Genomic DNA, 19,917 nt, shown 5'->3' with positions numbered 1-19,917 from the left:
AACACTTGTTAAATTTGGTGTTTTAGGAAATTTAACTTCGCTATTTGTAGGGTTGTCAATTGTGATTTCTTATAATTTTATTAGGCTTTATGAGATTAAAACGAATAGACTTAATTGGTTAAAAAAATGGTTTTTTGTGCATAAAAAATCATTATTAATACTTACTTTTTTTTCAATAATAGGACTTATATATTTGATGTTTTTTACAGGGTTCAATCAAAAGTCAATTTATATACTTTTTCCTTTTGTGTTCATGACTTTTTTTTATGTAATTCCATTATTAAAAGTTGGTAAAATTGAGTTTTCATTTAGAAATTTCCCATTTATAAAAATTTTTAGCATTGCCATAGCTTGGGCAGGAATTACTGTTTTTTTTCCTTTACTTGAGGCTAAGTACGCTCTTACAACAGATGCTTATATAGAATTTTTTGAGAGGATTTTTTTTATCATTGCTATTACTATTCCTTTCGATATTAGAGATGTAAATACCGATCCAAAATCTTTAAAAACTTTACCTCAGGTTTTTGGAATAAAGATGACTAAATTAATTGGTTTAGGATTACTTTTTTTGTTTGTTGTATTTGAAGTTTTTAAAAAGGAAATTTCTTTTATCGAAGTAGTAATCTCATTACTAATTTCAATAATTACTGCTGTTTTTTTATTGTTTTCAAATGACCAAAAGTCACGGTATTATACTAGCTTTTGGGTGGAAGCCATTCCAATAATTTGGTTTATATTAGTTGTTTTATTTTTATAAATGATAATTTTAAGAATTATATGAGTACAAATTTTAATAAATATTTTGAAGTAAATAAAGAAACTTGGAATAAAAAGGTTGCTATCCATTCTAAATCTGAATTTTACAATGTTGAAGAATTCAAGAAAGGTAAAACGTCTTTAAATAGTTATGAAATTGAGGAGCTAGGAGATGTTGAAAGGAAAACACTTTTGCATTTGCAATGTCATTTTGGACAAGATACTTTAAGTTGGAGTAGGATGGGAGCAACATGTACAGGAATAGATATTTCTGACAAAGGCATTAAAGAAGCTAAAAAATTAAATAGTGAGTTGGGTTTAAATGCAACGTTTATTGAAAGCAATTTATACGATGTGCCCCAAAAAGTAAAGGGTGTATTTGATATTGTATTTACATCTTATGGAGTTATAGGCTGGTTACCAGATTTAAATACTTGGGGGAAAATTATAGCAGAGAAATTAAAAAAAGGAGGAGTGTTTTATATGATTGAGTTTCATCCCATTGTTTGGATGTTTGACTTTTTGCAAACCCCACCTAAATTAACATATCCGTATTTAAATAAAGAAGTAATTTATGAAGAGTATAAGGGTACTTATACCAATAGTGATGCATCCATAATTAGTAAAGAATATGGTTGGAATCATGGATTAGGAGAAGTAGTATCTGCTTTAACTAATGCAGGATTACAAATTGAATTTTTACACGAGTTTGAAAAATCTCCTTATAATAGTTTTCCAGATATGGAAATGACCGATGACGGTTTGTTTATTTTAAAAGAAAATCAACGAATGTTTCCCTTGTTATATTCTATACGTGCAACCAAAAAATAAAAAAAGGCTTCTATTTTTGGAAGCCTTTTTTATTTATAATTTCAAGCTTTTTTAGCTTAATAATTTATCAATTTTTTCTTTTTCTTCTTCAGCCAAAGCACCATCAACTAGAATTCTACCACTATGCTCATCAGTAATAATTTTTTTACGGCTGGCAATTTCAACTTGTCTTTGCGGTGGAATTGTAAAGAAAGACCCTCCAGATGCACCTCTTTCAATGGAAACAACAGCCAATCCATTTTTAACGGTAGCTCTAATTCTTTTATATGCTTTTAATAAATGGTCATCAATTAATTCACTGTACTCATCAGATTTTTGTAATAAAAGTTCTTCTTCTTTTACAGTGTCTTTCATAATATCATCTAATTCAGCTGATTTATGTTTTAACAAATCCTTTTGTTTAGCAATATTTTCTTTGGTTGCTGCTATAACTTCGTTTTTTTGTTCAATTTTTGCCTTGTATTCTTTAATTCTTTTTTCAGCCAATTCAATTTCTAGCTCTTGATATTCACTTTCTTTACTTAATGAGTTGAATTCTCTATTATTACGAACTTTCTTTTGTTGTTCAGCGTATTTTTTTAATAAAGCTTTAGCTTCTTCAATGACTATCTTTTTATCAGAAATTTCACCTTTAAGGTTTGTTACATCTTCATCTAAATTAGAAAGTCTTTTGTTTAAACCTATGATCTCATCTTCTAAGTCTTCAATTTCTAAAGGTAGTTCACCTCTTACATTTTTAATTTCATCTACTCTAGAGTCTATTAATTGTAAGTCGTAAAGGGCTCTTAATTTTTCTTCAACAGTAACTTCTTTATTTTTAGCCATATTATAAGTAATAAATTGGATTTGTGTTTTTTTGCGATAAAATGATTGCAAAATTAGGAAATTTTTTTGTAAGTATATCAACTAAAAGATTTTTTGTGAATTGTTCACTTTCAAAATGACCAATATCTGCAATAACTAATTTGTTTTCAGCTTTGTAAAATTCATGATATTTAATGTCGGAAGTTATATAAATATCAGCTCCAGAGTTGATTGCGTTATGAATTGCAAAACTTCCAGAGCCTCCTAAAACAGCTACTTTTTTTATGGGTTTATTTAAAAGTTTAGAATGTCTAATCCCTTTAGCATTCATAGTTTCTTTTAAAAAATTTAAAAATTGAAGTTCTTCTTGTTCAGTAATTAATTCACCAATCATTCCCATACCAATCTCTTGATTTGTGTTGTCTAAAGAAGTAATTTCATAAGCAACTTCTTCGTAAGGATGTGATTTAAAAAGAGCAGCTAAAATAGAGCGTTCTTTATGTTTTTCAAAAATTACACTAATTAAAGTTTCGTTTTCAATATGAAGTTTCCCTTTTTCACCTAATGTAGGATTTGAATTTTCATTTCCTTTATAGGTTCCATAGCCTTCTATGTTAAAACTACAATTATTGTAATTTCCAATACTACCAGCGCCTACTTTAAATAAGGCTTGTCTAACCATTTCAGCATTGTTGTTTGGAGCGTAAGTCGTTAATTTTTTTATCGTATTTTTTTGAGGAATTAATATGTTGGTGTTTTTCAACCCCAATACTTCAGCTATTTTTGCATTAACGCCAATTATAGAGTTATCTAGAGCGGTATGCATTGCATAAATAGCAATGTCGTTTTTAATGGCTTTTAAAACCACACGTTCAACATAATTTTTTCCATTTAGCTTTTTTATTCCTGAGAAAATGATTGGGTGAAAACTTACAATTAAATTGCAATTTTTTTCAATGGCTTCCTCTACAACATTTTCAAGAGTATCTAATGTTACTAAAACACCAGTAACATTAGTATTATAATCACCAACCAATAAACCTACATTGTCAAAATCTTCAGCATAATTTAAAGGAGCAATTTCTTCAATACAAAAGGTAATGTCTTTAATTTTCATAATTTAAAAATAGCTTATGTAAGCAAAGATAAATTTTACCTTAGAAAGTTACCATAATTATGTATAAAATTTGCTATTTGTTTGTATTTTCGCTTTTAGTGAATTTATTAAGAAAAATAGCATATCCATTTTCTATATTGTATGGAATTATTACAAGTATTCGTAATTTTTTATATGATGTTGAAATTTTAAAGGCAACTAAATTTAAAACCCCAACCATAGTTGTTGGTAATTTAAGTGTTGGTGGTACAGGTAAAACTCCACAAATTGAATATTTAATTAGGCTGTTACAGAACGATTACAAAATAGCGATATTAAGTAGAGGTTATAAACGAAAAAGTAAAGGTTTTATAATTGCCGACAAAACATCTTCAGCAGAAAGTATTGGTGATGAACCATTTCAATATTATAAAAAATTTAAAGATATAATTGTTTGTGTGGATTCTAACAGAGCAAATGCAATACAACAACTAGAAGCCTTAAAAGATGCTCCTGAAGTTATTTTATTAGATGATGCTTTTCAACATAGAAACGTAAAAGCAGGTTTTACAATTCTATTAACATCCTATAATAATATATATGTAGATGATATAATGCTTCCTACAGGTAATTTGAGAGAATATCCTTCTGGAGCTAAAAGAGCGAATTTAATTATAGTTACTAAATGTCCATCAAACCTAAATGAGGTTGAACAAAATAAGATTATTGCAAAACTGAAACCATTAAGTCATCAATCGGTATTTTTTACTACAATTAGTTATGATAATGAATTAAAGGGAGACTCAAAAATTGATTTAGAAGATTTAAAAAATAAAAAAAATATTTTAGTAACAGGGATAGCAAATCCTCAACCTTTAATAGATTTTTTAAATGATAAAGGATTGATATTTAAACATTTAAAATATTCAGATCATCATAACTTTACTTTAAAGGAAATTAAAGAAATAAAAAATGCATATCAAGCAATTTCAACAAATAAAGGCACGCTTTTAACAACTGAAAAAGATTATGTTCGTATCTTTACCAAGATTAAGAAATTGCATTACATCTCAATAAAAACATCATTTATAAATCATGAAAATGATTTTAAAACTAGTATAACATCTTATGTGGAACAAAGTACAAGAAACCGTTAAATTTTTAAAAGAAAGAGGAGTCTCAGCACCTGATTATGGTATCATTTTAGGAACTGGATTGGGCAATTTAGTTGACAAGATTGATGCAGAAATTACGCTACCCTATGAAGATATTCCTAATTTTCCAGTTTCAACTGTTGCAGGTCATTCAGGAGAACTAATATATGGAAGCATAGGTGTAAAAAAAGTTATAGCCATGCGTGGAAGATTTCACTTTTATGAAGGCTGGACGATGGAACAAACAGTGTTTCCTGTTAGAGTTATGAAATTTTTAGGGGTTGAAAATTTAATTGTTTCAAATGCTTCTGGAGGTGTTAACCCAGCTTTTAAAGTTGGTGATATTATGTTAATAACAGATCATATTAATTTGATGCCATTTCATCCATTACATGGTAAAAATGATGAGCGTTTTGGCCCTCGTTTTGTTGATATGCATGAGGCGTATAGCAAAAAAATGATTGCTAAAATGGAAAGGATTGCACAGGCTATGAATGTACAAGTTCATAAAGGAATTTATTTAGCCTTACAAGGTCCAACTTTTGAAACCCCTGCAGAATATAAGATGGTAAAAATTTTAGGAGCAGATGCTGTTGGAATGTCTACCGTTCCTGAAGTAATTGTTGCAAAACATATGAATATGACTGTTTTTGGAATCTCTGTAATTACCGATTTAGGTGTTGAAGGTATTGTTGAAGCAGTTTCTCATGAAGAGGTGCAAAAAGTGGCAAAAAAATCAGAAAAAATTGTGGGTAAATTAGTAGAGGTTTTTGTTAAAAGTTAAAAATTTTATAACTTATTAAAATATAGGCTCTTAACAATACCATCAGCTAAACCAATTTTAGGAACAAATATTTTTTTTGCGCCACTCCATTTCATTGCAAATAAGTATATTTTAGTAGCAGGAATAATTACATCGGCTCTATCCGGATTTAATCCTAATTCTGAAATACGCTCATCATACGTCATTTGTTTTAAGAAATGATATTGAGCTTTTAAATAAATATATGATAAAGGTTTTCCAAGTAACGTTCCGGAAAGTTTAAATATTTTATTTATATTTCCTCCAGAACCGATTAATGAAACTTTGGTTAAGTTTTGTGTATTTGCCTTAATCCATACTTCCATATTTTCCCAAATATCTTTGTTAGACTTGTTTTTATTTAATAAACGAACTGTTCCTAGCTTAAATGATTTTGAATTGATAATTTTTCCTTTTGAAAAAACCGTAATTTCAGTACTACCCCCACCAACATCAACATAAACATACGACTTATCACTTTTTATGATATTGGTTAAATCTGTTGAAAAAATAATGGCAGCCTCTTTTTTACCATCAATAATATCAATTTTAATTCCTGTATTATCTAAAATTTCAGTTACAACTTGAGTGCCATTTTTTGCTTCTCGCATTGCAGAAGTAGCACAAGCTTTATATTTTTGAATTCCATGAACTTCCATTAATAATTTAAAAGCCTCCATAGCTTTTAACATTCGATTTTTATTTTCTTCTGAAATAATGCCTTTAATAAAAGTATCGGCACCTAGACGTATTGGTACACGAACCAACGCTGATTTTTTAAAAATTGGAGTTTCATTTTTTTCAGTAATTACATTGGCAACTAATAAGCGTATTGCATTTGAACCTATATCTATACCTGCAAGTTTTTCAATTTTCATTTGCAATTATTTTATTTATAATGTTTTGGGAATTCTGTTAAAAAAGTAGTTCCGTTTTTAATATTTTTCCAATGATTTGTTGTGAATTTAATTCCAATAACCCCACAGGTTGGTACGTGATCAAGAAATATACTTCCAAATTTATTTACAAAATCGCTAATACCGTGATCGTGACTAAAAATAATGGCAGAATCGAACCCGTCATCTAAAGCTTTTACAGTTTTAATTAAGTAACCATCGCTAAAATTGTAAAGTGATTTACTTATTTTAAGATTTGTTAAAGGGTAGTTGAAAGTATAGCTAAAAATCATTGCAGTATGCAAGGCTCTGTTAGCACAACTTGAAATGAAAACATCGGGAGTGGCAACTTTTTTTGTCAATACATTTGAGACTAAGTAAGCATCATTAATTCCTCTTTTTTTTAAAGGACGGTCAATATCTTTAATTCCTTCATAATTCCAAGATGATTTTGCGTGACGTACTATGTAAAGTGTTTTCATTTGGTGTTGGTTGAGGTTCAAATATATAAAAAATCAAGGAGCTAATCTGTCAATTTTCCAATCAAAATCTTCTTGAAGTTTGTATCTAATCCTGTCGTGCATTCTATTGGGTCTTCCTTGCCAAAACTCAATACTTATAGGTTTTACAATGTAACCGCCCCAATGTTTAGGTCTTGGAATTTCTTTATTCTGAAATTTTTTTTCAAACGAAGCCAAACGCTCATCTAAATAGTTACGTGATGGTACGGGTTCACTTTGGTCAGAAGCCCAAGCACCTAATTTACTTCCATCTGGTCTAGATTCAAAATAACCATCGGATAAGTTTTTCGATATTTTTTCAGCTTTTCCTTTGATGATCACTTGTCGTTCAATATTGTGCCAAAAAAAAGAGAGACAAACATTTGGGTTTTTATCAATAGCTTTTCCTTTTTCACTGTTATAGTTGGTGTAAAAAATGAAGCCTTCCCACGTATATTTTTTTAAAAGCACCACTCTGTTTTTGGGGTAACCATCACTACCAATGGTTGAAATTGTCATAGCATTTGCTTCAGTATCTCCACCAAATTGTTCCACCTCATAAAACCATTTTTGAAATAATTCCATTGGATTGTCAGAAACTTCCTTTTTAGAAAGTTCACTTTTTTGATACACTCTACGGTAGTTGCTTAAATCCTTTTCCATGCCACAAAAATATAAAATCTTTTAGTACCTTAATTTCTTTTTTTTATTAAAAGTAACCCTAAAAATGTAAGCAATCCGTTTATAATTAAAAGTTCGTACCCAAAAACATAGCCGTTAAACCATAGTTTAGAATTGTCATTTATTAGGTAAGTTATTAAAACTGAAAGTATACCCACAATCCATACGTACTTATCTTTTATGGTAATTTTAGTGAAAATACCAAGGGCAAATAGTCCTAATAACGGACCATAAGTGTAAGATACTACTTGTAATAAGCTGCTAATCACATTATCTTTTAATATATATTTAAAAATTATAATGACTATAACTAATAATACCGAGATGCCAACATGTACTTTTTTTCTAAGTTTTTTTTGTTTGGATTTTTCTTTATTTTGAATGTCTAAGAAATCGATACAGTACGAAGTAGTTAAAGAGGTTAAAGCGCTATCAGCACTTGAATAAGCTGCAGCAATTAAACCTAAAATAAATATACTTCCAATGGCAATACCTAAATTATTATTTAAAGCAATTTCAGGAAATAATAAATCGGTTTTAACAACATCATCAATTTTAGGAATTTGAATTCCAAATTTTTCTGCATAAATAAATAACAATGCTCCTAAAACTAAAAAAATAAAATTGACCAATATTAATACAAATCCTAATGAAATTACATTCCATTGAGATTCTTTGGTGTTTTTACATGTTAAGTTTTTTTGCATCATATCTTGGTCTAAGCCTGTCATTGCAATAGCAATAAACATTCCTCCTAAAAATGATTTGATTAAATGTTTTTTATCGTTAAAATCATTAGTAAATAAAAATTGACTGTATTTATTAAATTCTTCAGAAGAAAAGAAATCTGAAACAGACCAATTTAACCTGTTCAAAAGAATGTAGATTGTAGCTATTACAGCGAAAATCATAAAAAATGTTTGTAAAGTATCTGTCCAAACAATAGTTTTAATTCCTCCTTTATAAGTGTAAACCCAAATTAATAAAATGGAAATAATTACGGTAAGTTCAAAAGGTATTTTTAAAGCATCAAAAACAAAATATTGCAATACAGAAGCCACTAAAAATAATCTAAACGAAGCTATTAAAACTCTAGAAATAAAAAAGAAGAAAGCTCCTGTTTTGTGAGTTATTGGCCCAAAACGCTGTTTTAAAAACTCATAAATTGAAGTAATGTTTAATTTGTAATAGAGTGGAATTAATACATAGGCAATAACTAAATATCCAAACAAATACCCAATTACAATTTGCATATAACTAAACTGAGAGCTTTGAACCCATCCTGGAATTGAAATAAATGTGACTCCAGAGAGTGAAGCACCAATCATTCCAAAAGCAACAAGATACCAGTTTGATTTTTTATTGGCTCTAAAAAAAGTTTCGTTACTATCATTTTCACCTGTAAAATATGCAATTAGTAATAACACTAAAAAATAGACTGTTATTAATGATAAAATATAAATGGGCTGCATCTATTAATTTTAAATTTATGAAGAACAAAGAAACTAAAATTATTGAGAATTTCATTTCCTAATTGTACATTTGCTGCATGAATTTTTCATCTAAACTTTTAGAGAATGCAGTAAATGAAGTGTCTCAATTACCTGGAATTGGTAAAAGAACTGCGCTTCGTTTGGTATTGCACTTATTAAAACAACCCGCTTCGCAAACACATCAATTGTCAGCATCTTTAAATAATTTGGTAAATGATATAAAGCTATGTAAAAAATGTCATAATATTTCTGATGTTGAGATTTGTGAAATTTGTGCAAATCCATCAAGAAATTCTGAAATTATATGTGTGGTGGAAGATGTACGAGATGTGATGGCTATTGAAAATACTTCTCAATTTAAAGGATTATACCATGTTTTAGGTGGCAAAATTTCACCAATAGAAGGTATTGGACCACAAAATTTAACCATTGATAGTTTAATTGAAAAGGTGAAAGAAGGTTTGGTTAAAGAAGTTATTTTTGCCTTAAGTTCTACGATTGAAGGGGATACTACTAATTTTTATATTTATAAACAATTAGAAAAGCTGGCGGTAAAAACATCGACTATTGCGAGAGGAATTGCAGTAGGTGATGAGCTTGAATATGCTGATGAAGTTACTTTAGGTAGAAGTATCGTCAATAGAATTCCGTTTGAAAATTCTTTGTAATTTCCAAACGAAATTGTTCAACTAAATATTTAAAGAAAGAAATTTACAATAAATAAATTTCTAATTTTTTTCAATTCTAATTCTAGCATCTACTGCAAATATTTCTTCAGAGGTTCCTAAAAGAGGGTTTAAATCCAATTCAGCAATTTCAGGAGCAACGTCAACCAAATTTGAAATTTTTTCAATTATTTCTGCAAATTGATGTTCATTTATTCCTTTTTGGTTTCTAATGCCTTGTATTATTTTATAGGATTTTAAATTACGAATCATTTCTAAGGCTTCATTTTTTGAAACTGGAGTTAGAGCAGCTTGAGTATCTTTTAATACTTCAATATAAATACCTCCTAAACCACATAAAACTAAATGTCCAAATTTATCTTCTTTTTTTGCGCCAATAAATAATTCAATTCCTTTCTTCATTGGTTGAATTAATACTGAAGTTGCACCTTTAATTTTCATGATAACATCGAATGATGCTGCTAATTTTTCTTCAGAAGTAATATTTAAAATAATACCACCCACATCACTTTTATGAACAGGACCAACTACTTTTAAAACAACTGGAAATCCCATTTTTTTGGCAGCTTTTAAACAGGTTTCTTTAGTAGTACAAACCGCTTCATCTACCATAGGAATTTCAGCATACAATAACAATTGTTTTACCTGTTGAGGTTGTAAATAGCCATTTTTAGAATTCTCAATAATGGTTCTAATTTTTTCTGAATTAATAGGTGTTGTTTTTTCTTTAATAGTTATTGGTTTTACTGTATGTACAACTTTCCCCAAGGCATTTCCAAACAACACTTCATCAGGAAAATTGATATTTCCTTTTGAAATAAAATAATCAATTTCATTTTTAACATTTACTACAGATGGTAAAATTGGAAAAATTGGTTTTTTACATGTTTGTATTTTTTTATGAAGTACCTCATAAACATCATACACTTCAAATAAACCAGGGCTTCCAAAGATAACCACCATTGCATCAATTTCATCAAATTTATGCTCGCAATAATCTATAATTGTTTCTAATTGTTCAGCATTTCCTGTTGCTAAAAAATCAATGGGATTAGAAACTGATGAACCTAGATATAATTTCTCAAGTAATGCTTTACTTTTTTTGCTTTTAATTTCTGGAACATTTAATCCATTTTTTGAAAGCGCGTCGGTTAACATTACTGCAGGACCGCCAGCGTGTGTAATAATAGCAATATTTTTTCCGTTTAATTCAGCATGCATAAAAATAGAAGCAACAGTAATTAGCTCATTTCTGCCATAACAACGAACGATACCGGCTTTTTTAAATAATGCATCTACTGCTATATCAGAATTTGCTAAAGCACCCGTATGTGAACTTGCAGCTCTACTTCCTGCGGTAGAGCTTCCTGCTTTTATTGCTGCAATTTTACATCCTTTTTGTATTAGTGAAGTTGCGTGTTTTAATAGTTTTTTAGGATTGTTTATACTTTCAATATATAGCAATTTAACTTTAGAGCTTGTGGTTTTATCAAATGTCTCATCCAAATGTTCCAATACTTCTTCAACGCCAATTTGAGCTGAATTTCCAACAGAATATACGCTTGAAAATGTTAATCCGGTTGCCATTGCAGCTTCAATAATAAACACAGCTGTTGCTCCAGATCCTGAAATAAAATCAACACCTTTAGAGTCTAATTTTGGAATTGGAGTGGTAAACACTCCAGTATAATTTTGATTAATTAAGCCAATATTATTAGGTCCTAATAAAGTGCCACCTACAGCATTAATTTCATCAACTATAGCTTGTTCTAATTTTTTTCCTTCGTTATCTTTTTCGCTAAAACCAGCTGAAAAAATAATAAAACCTTTGGTGTTTTTTTCTTTGACTAAAATTTTAATTGTTTCTAATGTAAATTTAGCTGCAATAGCAATTATAGCGACATCAACAGAAGGAATATTTTTAATATTCTGAAAACACTTTATATCTTGAACTTCAGTTTCTTTAGGGTTTACGGCATAGATTTCACCTTTAAAATTGTGATCTAATAGATTTTTTAAAACCCGCCCTCCTGGAGTTTGAACGTTATTTGAAGCCCCAACAACTACAATACTTTTAGGGTTGATTAATTTTTGATGTAACATTTAATTATAATTTTAAGAAACAATTTCAGCGGCAACTTCTTTTCCTTTTTCAAAAGCTTCTAAATTTTTATTAACAATGCGCTCTCCTTTTCTTTCAAAAAGCGTTTGTATTGCTTTTTTTAAACTTTCATCAGTTAATGGTAATAGAGCAGAAGCAGCACCTAATAAAACAATATTTGTTGCTCTAGAATTTCCTAAATCTTTTGCTATTTTTTTAGCATCTAATAAAATGCTATTGGGTTGCGATTTAATTTCGGTATATAATGCATCCATTTCAGGGTAATTGGTAATGTTTACAAACGGATTTGAATCTGTAACTAAATGCCCACCTTCTTTTAAGTAAGGTAAATAACGCAATAGTTCCATTGGTTCTACCGAAATAATCATGTCTGCTTTTCCTTGTGGAATTAAATCTGAAAATATTTCTTTGTCTGAAATACGAACATGGCTTTGAACTGCTCCACCACGTTGGCTCATTCCATGTACTTCAGATTGTTTAATGTTTAAATTGCAGTCTAACGCCGCAGTATCTAGAACAGCAGCTATTGTTAAAATACCTTGTCCGCCAACACCTGCTAATATAATATTTGTTTTCATTTGTTTAAATTTAGTTTAGTGTTACCTTTTTAAGTTCTTTTAATTTGTCTTTTTTTTCTTTTGGTAACTGAACGCAAGGTCTTTGTGATATAATTACAGAAACTCCTTTATAATTTATTTCGTCTCTAATTAAATTAATATTTTCATCTAAATTTTTGTGAAGGGGAGTAATTATTTTTAAATGTTCTTCATCAACACCTAAACCTTTACAAATACTAATCAATCTTCCTGAAGCAGAAGAGTCTTGAGCACCTGTCATAGCTATAGCAGAATTGTCTGAAATTATTACCGTAATTTGGGTGTTTTCAATAACCGCGTCAAGTAAGCCAGTCATTCCAGAATGTGTAAAAGTTGAATCTCCAATAATAGCAATAGAAGGGTGTACACCTGCGTCAGCAGCACCTTTGGCCATTGTTATTGAAGCGCCCATATCAATCAAAGTGTTAATGCTTTCATAAGGTTTTAGAACACCTAAGGCATAGCAACCAATATCTCCAAAAACTTGTTGGCTGCCCATTTCTTTTCCTAAAGCGTTCACCGCATCAAATAAATCTCTATGACCACAACCAACGCATAATTCAGGAGGTCTTCCTGCAACTACTTTTGGAACAGTTTCATTTATAACTACATCAAAACCTAATGCATTGGCTATGTTATCTGGGTTTAACTCTCCAACTCGAGGAATATCACCACTTAATCTTCCAATTACTTTTCTGTTTTCACCTAAAAAGTCAGAAATGGCTTCTTCAATAAAAGGATAACCATCTTCTAAAACTAGTATTTTTTTACAAGTGTTAAAAAGTTGTTTTACAGGTTTTTTTGGAATTGGGTATTGAGAAACTTTTAAAATAGGGTATGGACAGTCTTCGCCTTCAAAATTTTCCATTAAGTAGTTATAAGCAATTCCTGAAGCAATAATTCCAATGGAGGTATTAGGACCTTTTTTGAATTCATTAAAATAGCTATTTTCTGAAGTTTCTAAGATATCGGACTGAATATCAACTAGATGTTTGTATCTACCTCTAGCATGCATTGGAATTAGTTGAAATTGTGTAGGGTTACTAGGTAGTTTTAAATTTTTTTGAGGGGTTCTATTTCCAGTTTCAATACCTGCACGAGAGTGTGATAAACGTGTTACTAACCTAATTAAAACAGGAAGGCCTAAACTTTCCGATAATTCGAAAGCATATTTAGTTATTTCGTAACATTCTTGTTGTGTAGAAGGCTCAAGTATTGGAATCATAGCAAATTTGCCATAATAACGAGAATCCTGTTCGTTTTGTGAAGAATGCATAGATGGATCATCGGCAACGACTACCACAAGTCCACCATTAATTCCTGAAACCGACATATTCATAAAAACATCAGCTGCCACGTTTAAACCTACATGTTTCATAACTGTCATTGCTCTTTTTCCTGCATATGACATTCCTAAAGCAGCTTCCATAGCTGTTTTTTCATTCACAGACCATTTTGAATGGATTTTTAATTCTTTTGCTGTTTTTGAACGTTGTATATATTCTGTAATTTCTGTTGAAGGAGTTCCTGGATAAGCATACACACCTGAGATTCCTGCATCAATAGCTCCTTGTGCCAATGCTTCATTACCTAATAGAAGTTTTTTCATAAAATATTGATTGATAAATTATTTTATTTATAATGCAATAAAATTACGAAAAGGTTTTCGAGTGAATTATGATTTTAGTCATATTGTAACTTGTAACGCATTGAAAAATAATATGTTATAAATTCAATAAACTGGAAGGTAATTTGAGTAGTTTTTAATAATTATTATGAAAATCTTAAAATATGTTACTAAATTCTTTTAAAGTTTAAAGAAATAATAATTTAGATAGTGTTATTTATTCTTTTTCCCAGCTATTTTTAGAGCGTATGTTTTTATACAATTTAATACCTAACATTAATAAAATTGAAAAACCAATTATTCCAACTGTACCAAAAACCCATCCTAAAGAATTTTTTAAAACCACTAAAAAAACACAAGCAAATAAAATAATTGTAGCTATTTCGTTCCAAATTCTAAGAAATGTGGAAGAGTATTTTAAATTGTTGTTTTTAATTTGATTGTACATAGCTTGGCAGCTGCCATGATATATAAATAACAACGCAACAAATGCAAGTTTAATTTGCATCCAACTTTGTTGTAGCCAAGATGGTTGTAGTACAAGTAGTGTAATTGCAAATATGGTTGCTAAAACTGCAGAGGGCCAAGTTATGATATACCATAGTCTTTTAATCATTAGCTGATATTGTTTTACCAAGATTGTTTTTTCTATTTCGGTTTTTTCTTCAGCCTCCTTATAATATATAAATAGTCTTATGATGTAGAATAAACCAGCAAACCAAGTAGTGATAAAAATAATATGAAGCGATTTTACATATAAATATTCCATAAAATTTATTTGGCCCAATTGTTAATCCAGTTTGCAACTGTTGTTGCCCAAGCTTTGTCATCATTTAAACAAGGAATTGTTGAAAATTGTTTGCCTCCCTGTTCTTCAAATGAATGTTTAGCTTCCATACCAATTTCTTCTAAAGTTTCTAAACAATCTGAAACAAATGCAGGAGTTACTATAGCTAAATTTTTAATTCCTTTTTTTGCAAAGTTTTCTATCGTTTGATCGGTGTAAGGTTGTAACCAAGGGTCTCTTCCTAAACGCGATTGGAATGAAGTGCTGTAGGTTCCTTCTTTTAAATTTAATTTTTCAGCAACTTGTTTAGTAGTCTCGTAGCATTGATGTCTATAACAAAATTCATGAGCTGGTGAAGGGGTGTTGCAACAGCTACCATCAATTTTACAATGCGATTTTGTAATGTCAGATTTGAGAATATGTCTTTCAGGAACTCCGTGGTATGAAAAAAGTAAGTGCTCAGGTTTAGTTTCTTCCAAATGTTTTTGAATACTGTTGCTTAAAACTGAGATATAGTCTTCTTTATTATAAAAAGCAGGAAAATCTGTGATTTTGATATTAGGATATTCTTTTTTTACAATTTTATTTGCCAATACAACAATAGTTTCAGTGGTTGCCATGGCAAATTGAGGGTATAACGGAATTAGGAAAATTTCTGTAACACCTTTATTGACCAATTTTTGAATACCACTTTTGATAGAAGGATTGCCATAGCGCATAGCTAATTCAACAGGAATTTGTGTTTGTTCTTTTACTTTTTTATGTAAGCGTTCTGATAAAACTATTAATGGAGAACCTTCATTCCACCATATTTTTTTATAAGCTTCTGCAGATTTTTTTGGACGTGTATTTAAGATGATTCCTTTTACTACAAAAGCTCTAATTAAATATGGAGTATCAATCACTCTTTTGTCCATTAAAAATTCATCTAAATATTTTTTTACATCTTTAACTGAAGTGCTGTCTGGGGATCCTAAATTAACTAATAGTGCTCCTTTCATATGTTTTTTAATTATGACTTTGAATATTGTTTTGGAGTAATTTTATATTTTCTTTTAAACGCAGCAATAAAATGACTAGATGTACTATAACCTAAATTTATTGCAATTTCATTTACATTTAATTTTTGTTCTTGAAGTAATTTTTTTGCCAATTCCATTTTGTAATTTAATAAAAAAGTAAATACTGGAACACCATAAAACTCTTTGAAATCTGTTTTTAGTTTTTTAATGTTAAGACCAACTTGTTTTGCTAACTCTTCAAGTGATGGAGGATTGATCATTTCTTCAATTATTATTTCTTTAGCTTTTTTTATTTTACTAACAGTTTCTTCATTAGCAATGTATGGACAATTTTCGTTTTCAGTATTATTTTCATTTGATGGGTTAAAGTAGTAGCTTAAAAGTTCATAAACTTTACCTTTGATAAAAACAGGTCTTAAAGCTTTAGTTATTTGTTTAGAAATAAGTTGATTGAGAACAAATTGAATTGTTGGGGTTGTTTGTTTAGGTTCAATAATTGGTTTACCAACTTTAAAACTATTAAAGTTGAATAAAAAATTACCTTCAATTGAAAATAAAGAGTGGAAATATTCAATAGAAATTAAAATGGTAATTAATTCTGATTTTGGAGGAAGAGTAAACAAAATATTCATTTGTTCATCTTTAAAATATACCATGTTAGAAAAACCTTCATCTAAATTTGTTGTACAATGTTCAAAATTAAAAGCAACTTTACAAGTGTTGCTATTGCAAAAATAAATTTGAATATAGTTGTTGGTTAATTGGTGTTTGAAGAATTCCGTTTCAGAACTTAAGTTGTTGAAATGAAATACTTTAAAAGTCTCTTTTTCATTAAAAAGTAAATGAGTACTTTTGTCGATATTTTTGTAATGATCTAAGTTGGATTTCATTTGATATTTTTACAAATTTTAATTAAAATCACTACAAAAGTACAATAAAAATTTGGATGTTTAAGATATATTTTTTTAAATAAATATGACAAATATCATATTTTACAACCCTTTAATTTACTGACATATGTCAGTATTTTTGAATTATTTACATTATTTAGAAATGTTCTAAATTAACAAATGTAACTTATGGCGATAGTAAAAGTACTTATGGCGATATTTTGTGCTAAATTATATTTGTACTTTTGTCGATACTTATTGGTAATATTAATGATATGAGTCAAGAGAATTTACCTACAAAGCTTTATAATGTGGGTTTGAGTTATAAAAAGGCAGATGTGAAGGTACGTGGTGCTTTTAGCATATCCAAAGAAAATCAAAAGTTATTATTAAAAGAAGCAAAACAAAATGGAATAGATGGTATTTTTGTTTTGTCTACTTGTAATAGGACTGAAATAACAGGATTTGCTAAACACCCATTTGAATTAATCAGTCTTTTAATCAAATATTCAAAAGGAAGTGTTGAAGATTTTATAAATGTATCAAATGTATATAAGGATAAAGATGCTGTAAAACACTTGTTTAATATTGGTACAGGCTTGGATAGTCAAATTTTAGGTGATTACGAAATTGTAAGTCAATTAAAAGAATCTTTTAAACAAGCTAAACAGGTTGGAACTACAAATGCTTATTTAGAAAGATTGATGAATTTGGTTTTACAAGCTAGTAAAAATGTTAAAAATAACACCAAATTAAGTTCAGGGACCACCTCAGTTGCATATGCAGCAATTCAATATATAATTGAAAATATTGAAGATAATAATGATAAAAAAATTCTAATCTACGGTTTGGGTGAAATTGGAAAAAACACTTGTAAAAACGTGTTACAATACACTTCAAATAAGCAAATCACACTTATTAATAGAACCATAGAAAAAGCTCAAGAGTTTAAAAAAGCACATCCTGAAATTACCATAGGAGATTATAATAACCTGACTAATGAAATTTATCATACAGATATCTTAATTGTTGCTACTGGAGCAAGTGTTCCAACAATTAATAAAGAGCATTTAAAAGAAGGGAAGCAATTATTGATTTTAGATTTATCTATGCCAGAAAATGTAGATGTTGCTGTTAAAAATGTGGAAGGAATAACACTTGTTAATGTGGATGAACTTTCAAAAATTACAGATAAAACAATAGAAATAAGAAGAAGTGAAATTCCTGCAGCCGAAAGAATAATCAATAAATATAAAGCTGAATTTAATGATTGGATTTCACATAGAAAATATGTGCCAGCTGTAAATGCACTAAAAGAATCATTAATGGCTATTCAACATGATGAAATTGATTTTCATTCCAGAAAAATAAAAGATTTTAATATTGAACATGCAGAGTATGTAACCAACCGTATGATTCAAAAAATAACCACACAGTTTGTGAAACACTTAAAAGACGAGGAAACTTCAGTAGATCAAAGTATTAGTGTAATTAGCAAAATGTTTAATATAAAAGAGTTAAGTTTAGATGAGAACAATTAAAATTGGGACAAGATCCAGTAAATTAGCTCTTTGGCAAGCAAATACAGTAGCAAAACAATTAGAACATTTCGGATATAAAACAGAAATTGTAAAAATAGATTCTGTTGGCGATATAGTTTTAGATAGACCATTATACGAACTTGGTATAACAGGTGTTTTTACAAAAAACTTAGACATTGCTTTATTAAATGGTAAAATAGATATTGCCGTACATTCTTTTAAAGATGTGCCTACAAATTTACCTCAAGGAATTGTACAAGCAGCAGTTATTAAACGTGGCGATTTTAACGATATTTTGGTAATAAAAGAAGATGAAAATTTCTTTACTAATGAAACTGCTACTATAGCAACAGGAAGTTTACGTAGAAAAGCTCAATGGCTGTACCGATATCCACATCATAAAATTACGGGTTTAAGAGGGAATGTAATTACTCGCTTACAAAAATTAGAAGATAATGATTGGGATGGAGCAATTTTTGCAGCCGCAGGTTTAAAGAGAGTAGATTTACTTCCAAAAAAAGAAAAATACCTAAAACTAGATTGGATGGTGCCTGCACCAGCACAGGGAGCAGTTATGGTAGCAGCACTAGAAAAAGATCAAGAATTACTTGAAATTTGTAAAGAAATAAATCACGAAGAAACCGCTACTTGTGTTAAAATTGAAAGAGAGTTTTTACAGGTGTTAGAAGGTGGTTGTACAGCACCAATAGGAGCCTTGGCAACATTAAAAGATGAAATTATTAAATTTAAAGGCGTTTTATTTAGCCCTGATGGAAAACATAAAATAGAATTTTTTAAAGAAGTTGAAGCCAATAATGTTAGTGATTTAGGAGCTTTTGGAGCCAACTATATTTTAGAAAGAGGTGGAAAAAAATTGATGAGAGAAATGATTAATATTGAAAAAGATATTAATATTTACGCTACAAAAAACCTTTCATTAGAACAAGTAAACGCATTGTCATCTCATATAGGCTCTTCTATGAGCGATTTTATAACTATTAGGAGCAATAGACTAAAACCTAAAATAGTTAAAAGCTCTATTGAGAATGTCGTTTTTACAAGCCAAAATGGAGTAGAAGCGGTGTTGGAAAATTTTTCACCAACGGATTTAGATTTTAAAAATATTTATTGTGTTGGTCGAAGAACAAAACGATTGATTGAAAAAAGAATTGGAAAAGTTACTCAAGTTGAAAATTCAGCTGAAAGCTTAGCCAATTATTTAGTTCAACAGCTACCAAATAAAAGTGTTACGTTCTTTTGTGGAAATAAAAGAAGAGATGAATTGCCTTCAATTTTAAAGAAAAATAATATTGAAGTTAATGAAGTTGAATGTTATCAAACTCAATTAACACCTAGAAAAATAGAAGATAAATACAATGCAATACTTTTCTTCAGTCCAACAGGTATCGAAAGTTTTATAAAAGAAAATAAAATAAAAGATATCGCAGTTTTTTGTATAGGAGAAACCACGGCAAATGAGGCTAAAAAGTACTTTAAAAATGTAATTGTCTCAAAATTATCAACTGTTGAAAGTATGATAAGTTCAGTTAATGAGTATTTTAAAGAAAAAGAAAATTAATAAATAACCATCGTAATTTATAATAGTTGGTTTTATAAAGTTTAAATCAACCAA

The 19,917-nt window shown here is 29.3% G+C and carries 19 protein-coding genes; 7 read left to right on the top strand and 12 right to left on the bottom strand.

Annotation, left to right across the window (positions count from 1 at the left end; all coding sequences use genetic code 11):
• The first annotated feature begins 253 nt into the window (after nt 1–253).
• On the top strand, nt 254–757 hold the full coding sequence (locus tag ACFQZW_RS13980; RefSeq protein WP_386783769.1) for a hypothetical protein: 504 nt from the start codon (nt 254–256) through the stop codon (nt 755–757).
• Between the two features lie 20 nt (nt 758–777).
• Nucleotides 778–1,587 carry a class I SAM-dependent methyltransferase gene (locus ACFQZW_RS13975; RefSeq protein WP_386783767.1) on the top strand — a complete coding sequence of 270 codons (810 nt, stop codon included), beginning with the start codon at nt 778–780 and terminating at the stop codon, nt 1,585–1,587.
• 51 nt (nt 1,588–1,638) lie between these two features.
• On the opposite strand, the gene ACFQZW_RS13970 is transcribed toward ACFQZW_RS13975, so the two are convergent.
• Both ACFQZW_RS13970 and ACFQZW_RS13965 read right to left on the bottom strand, forming a co-directional pair.
• A complete protein-coding gene (locus ACFQZW_RS13970; RefSeq protein ID WP_298263826.1) occupies nt 1,639–2,412 on the bottom strand; it encodes a zinc ribbon domain-containing protein in 774 nt (257 codons plus the stop codon).
• Between the two features lies 1 nt (nt 2,413).
• Nucleotides 2,414–3,508 carry a Nif3-like dinuclear metal center hexameric protein gene (locus tag ACFQZW_RS13965; RefSeq protein ID WP_298287083.1) on the bottom strand — a complete coding sequence of 365 codons (1,095 nt, stop codon included), beginning with the start codon at nt 3,506–3,508 and terminating at the stop codon, nt 2,414–2,416.
• 59 nt (nt 3,509–3,567) lie between these two features.
• On the opposite strand from ACFQZW_RS13965, the gene lpxK reads away from it, so the two are divergent.
• The gene (gene lpxK / locus ACFQZW_RS13960; protein ID WP_367181331.1) at nt 3,568–4,644 is read left to right on the top strand and encodes a tetraacyldisaccharide 4'-kinase; all 1,077 of its coding nucleotides are present in this window, start codon (nt 3,568–3,570) and stop codon (nt 4,642–4,644) included.
• On the top strand, nt 4,616–5,425 hold the full coding sequence (locus tag ACFQZW_RS13955; protein ID WP_298263829.1) for a purine-nucleoside phosphorylase: 810 nt from the start codon (nt 4,616–4,618) through the stop codon (nt 5,423–5,425). The genes lpxK and ACFQZW_RS13955 overlap by 29 nt, the downstream gene beginning before the upstream one ends.
• Before the next feature lie 5 nt (nt 5,426–5,430).
• Here ACFQZW_RS13955 and ACFQZW_RS13950 read toward each other — a convergent pair whose 3' ends face one another.
• The 4 genes from ACFQZW_RS13950 to ACFQZW_RS13935 are packed head-to-tail and all read right to left on the bottom strand — an operon-like array spanning nt 5,431 to nt 8,992.
• Nucleotides 5,431–6,321: a Ppx/GppA phosphatase family protein gene (locus ACFQZW_RS13950; RefSeq protein WP_298263830.1), complete on the bottom strand. Its 891-nt coding sequence runs from the start codon at nt 6,319–6,321 to the stop codon at nt 5,431–5,433.
• Between the two features lie 11 nt (nt 6,322–6,332).
• Nucleotides 6,333–6,821 carry a SixA phosphatase family protein gene (locus tag ACFQZW_RS13945; RefSeq protein ID WP_298263832.1) on the bottom strand — a complete coding sequence of 163 codons (489 nt, stop codon included), beginning with the start codon at nt 6,819–6,821 and terminating at the stop codon, nt 6,333–6,335.
• A gap of 33 nt (nt 6,822–6,854) precedes the next feature.
• A complete protein-coding gene (pdxH, locus tag ACFQZW_RS13940) occupies nt 6,855–7,502 on the bottom strand; it encodes a pyridoxamine 5'-phosphate oxidase (protein ID WP_298263833.1) in 648 nt (215 codons plus the stop codon).
• 29 nt (nt 7,503–7,531) lie between these two features.
• Nucleotides 7,532–8,992, bottom strand: coding sequence for a sodium:solute symporter (locus ACFQZW_RS13935; protein ID WP_298263835.1), 1,461 nt, complete (start codon nt 8,990–8,992; stop codon nt 7,532–7,534).
• Nucleotides 8,993–9,069: 77 nt separating this feature from the next.
• Here ACFQZW_RS13935 and recR point away from each other — a divergent pair, with 77 nt between their 5' ends.
• Nucleotides 9,070–9,681 (top strand): recombination mediator RecR, encoded by a 612-nt coding sequence (recR, locus tag ACFQZW_RS13930; RefSeq protein WP_298263837.1) that lies wholly within the window; start codon nt 9,070–9,072, stop codon nt 9,679–9,681.
• Between the two features lie 60 nt (nt 9,682–9,741).
• On the opposite strand, the gene ACFQZW_RS13925 is transcribed toward recR, so the two are convergent.
• The 6 genes from ACFQZW_RS13925 to ACFQZW_RS13900 all read right to left on the bottom strand — a co-directional run bounded on the left by ACFQZW_RS13925 (nt 9,742) and on the right by ACFQZW_RS13900 (nt 16,743).
• Nucleotides 9,742–11,802 carry an acetate--CoA ligase family protein gene (locus tag ACFQZW_RS13925; RefSeq protein WP_298263839.1) on the bottom strand — a complete coding sequence of 687 codons (2,061 nt, stop codon included), beginning with the start codon at nt 11,800–11,802 and terminating at the stop codon, nt 9,742–9,744.
• A 12-nt stretch (nt 11,803–11,814) separates the two neighbouring features.
• Nucleotides 11,815–12,399 carry an indolepyruvate oxidoreductase subunit beta gene (locus ACFQZW_RS13920; RefSeq protein ID WP_298263841.1) on the bottom strand — a complete coding sequence of 195 codons (585 nt, stop codon included), beginning with the start codon at nt 12,397–12,399 and terminating at the stop codon, nt 11,815–11,817.
• A gap of 10 nt (nt 12,400–12,409) precedes the next feature.
• Nucleotides 12,410–14,026 (bottom strand): thiamine pyrophosphate-dependent enzyme, encoded by a 1,617-nt coding sequence (locus ACFQZW_RS13915; RefSeq protein ID WP_298263843.1) that lies wholly within the window; start codon nt 14,024–14,026, stop codon nt 12,410–12,412.
• Nucleotides 14,027–14,261: 235 nt separating this feature from the next.
• Nucleotides 14,262–14,813, bottom strand: coding sequence for a CopD family protein (locus tag ACFQZW_RS13910; RefSeq protein WP_386783759.1), 552 nt, complete (start codon nt 14,811–14,813; stop codon nt 14,262–14,264).
• Nucleotides 14,814–14,818: 5 nt separating this feature from the next.
• Nucleotides 14,819–15,832: a ferrochelatase gene (gene hemH, locus ACFQZW_RS13905; RefSeq protein ID WP_386783757.1), complete on the bottom strand. Its 1,014-nt coding sequence runs from the start codon at nt 15,830–15,832 to the stop codon at nt 14,819–14,821.
• Nucleotides 15,833–15,843: 11 nt separating this feature from the next.
• The gene (locus ACFQZW_RS13900) at nt 15,844–16,743 is read right to left on the bottom strand and encodes a helix-turn-helix domain-containing protein (RefSeq protein WP_298287075.1); all 900 of its coding nucleotides are present in this window, start codon (nt 16,741–16,743) and stop codon (nt 15,844–15,846) included.
• A 275-nt stretch (nt 16,744–17,018) separates the two neighbouring features.
• On the opposite strand from ACFQZW_RS13900, the gene hemA reads away from it, so the two are divergent.
• Entirely contained in the window at nt 17,019–18,284 is a 1,266-nt protein-coding gene (gene hemA, locus ACFQZW_RS13895) for a glutamyl-tRNA reductase (RefSeq protein WP_298264215.1), read from the top strand.
• Nucleotides 18,271–19,863, top strand: coding sequence for a hydroxymethylbilane synthase (gene hemC, locus ACFQZW_RS13890; RefSeq protein WP_298263850.1), 1,593 nt, complete (start codon nt 18,271–18,273; stop codon nt 19,861–19,863). The genes hemA and hemC overlap by 14 nt, the downstream gene beginning before the upstream one ends.
• The last annotated feature ends 54 nt before the right edge of the window (nt 19,864–19,917 follow it).

The organism is Lutibacter aestuarii, assembly GCF_042676885.1.
In the GTDB taxonomy this organism is placed as follows: domain Bacteria; phylum Bacteroidota; class Bacteroidia; order Flavobacteriales; family Flavobacteriaceae; genus Lutibacter; species Lutibacter aestuarii.
Note: the sequence above shows the minus strand (reverse complement) of the source record. Positions and strands in the feature narration are given on the sequence as shown.

Excerpts from the sequence above, each read along its gene's own strand:
- ACFQZW_RS13965 (WP_298287083.1), bottom strand. The coding sequence starts at position 3,508 with ATGAAAATTAAAGACATTACCTTTTGTATTGAAGAAATTGCTCCTTTA.
- ACFQZW_RS13925 (WP_298263839.1), bottom strand. The coding sequence starts at position 11,802 with ATGTTACATCAAAAATTAATCAACCCTAAAAGTATTGTAGTTGTTGGG.
- lpxK (WP_367181331.1), top strand. The coding sequence starts at position 3,568 with ATGTATAAAATTTGCTATTTGTTTGTATTTTCGCTTTTAGTGAATTTA.
- ACFQZW_RS13915 (WP_298263843.1), bottom strand. The coding sequence starts at position 14,026 with ATGAAAAAACTTCTATTAGGTAATGAAGCATTGGCACAAGGAGCTATT.
- hemC (WP_298263850.1), top strand. The coding sequence starts at position 18,271 with ATGAGAACAATTAAAATTGGGACAAGATCCAGTAAATTAGCTCTTTGG.
- ACFQZW_RS13945 (WP_298263832.1), bottom strand. The coding sequence starts at position 6,821 with ATGAAAACACTTTACATAGTACGTCACGCAAAATCATCTTGGAATTAT.
- ACFQZW_RS13955 (WP_298263829.1), top strand. The coding sequence starts at position 4,616 with ATGTGGAACAAAGTACAAGAAACCGTTAAATTTTTAAAAGAAAGAGGA.
- ACFQZW_RS13910 (WP_386783759.1), bottom strand. The coding sequence starts at position 14,813 with ATGGAATATTTATATGTAAAATCGCTTCATATTATTTTTATCACTACT.
- hemA (WP_298264215.1), top strand. The coding sequence starts at position 17,019 with ATGAGTCAAGAGAATTTACCTACAAAGCTTTATAATGTGGGTTTGAGT.
- pdxH (WP_298263833.1), bottom strand. The coding sequence starts at position 7,502 with ATGGAAAAGGATTTAAGCAACTACCGTAGAGTGTATCAAAAAAGTGAA.
- ACFQZW_RS13900 (WP_298287075.1), bottom strand. The coding sequence starts at position 16,743 with ATGAAATCCAACTTAGATCATTACAAAAATATCGACAAAAGTACTCAT.
- recR (WP_298263837.1), top strand. The coding sequence starts at position 9,070 with ATGAATTTTTCATCTAAACTTTTAGAGAATGCAGTAAATGAAGTGTCT.
- hemH (WP_386783757.1), bottom strand. The coding sequence starts at position 15,832 with ATGAAAGGAGCACTATTAGTTAATTTAGGATCCCCAGACAGCACTTCA.
- ACFQZW_RS13935 (WP_298263835.1), bottom strand. The coding sequence starts at position 8,992 with ATGCAGCCCATTTATATTTTATCATTAATAACAGTCTATTTTTTAGTG.
- ACFQZW_RS13980 (WP_386783769.1), top strand. The coding sequence starts at position 254 with ATGACTTTTTTTTATGTAATTCCATTATTAAAAGTTGGTAAAATTGAG.
- ACFQZW_RS13950 (WP_298263830.1), bottom strand. The coding sequence starts at position 6,321 with ATGAAAATTGAAAAACTTGCAGGTATAGATATAGGTTCAAATGCAATA.
- ACFQZW_RS13970 (WP_298263826.1), bottom strand. The coding sequence starts at position 2,412 with ATGGCTAAAAATAAAGAAGTTACTGTTGAAGAAAAATTAAGAGCCCTT.
- ACFQZW_RS13920 (WP_298263841.1), bottom strand. The coding sequence starts at position 12,399 with ATGAAAACAAATATTATATTAGCAGGTGTTGGCGGACAAGGTATTTTA.
- ACFQZW_RS13975 (WP_386783767.1), top strand. The coding sequence starts at position 778 with ATGAGTACAAATTTTAATAAATATTTTGAAGTAAATAAAGAAACTTGG.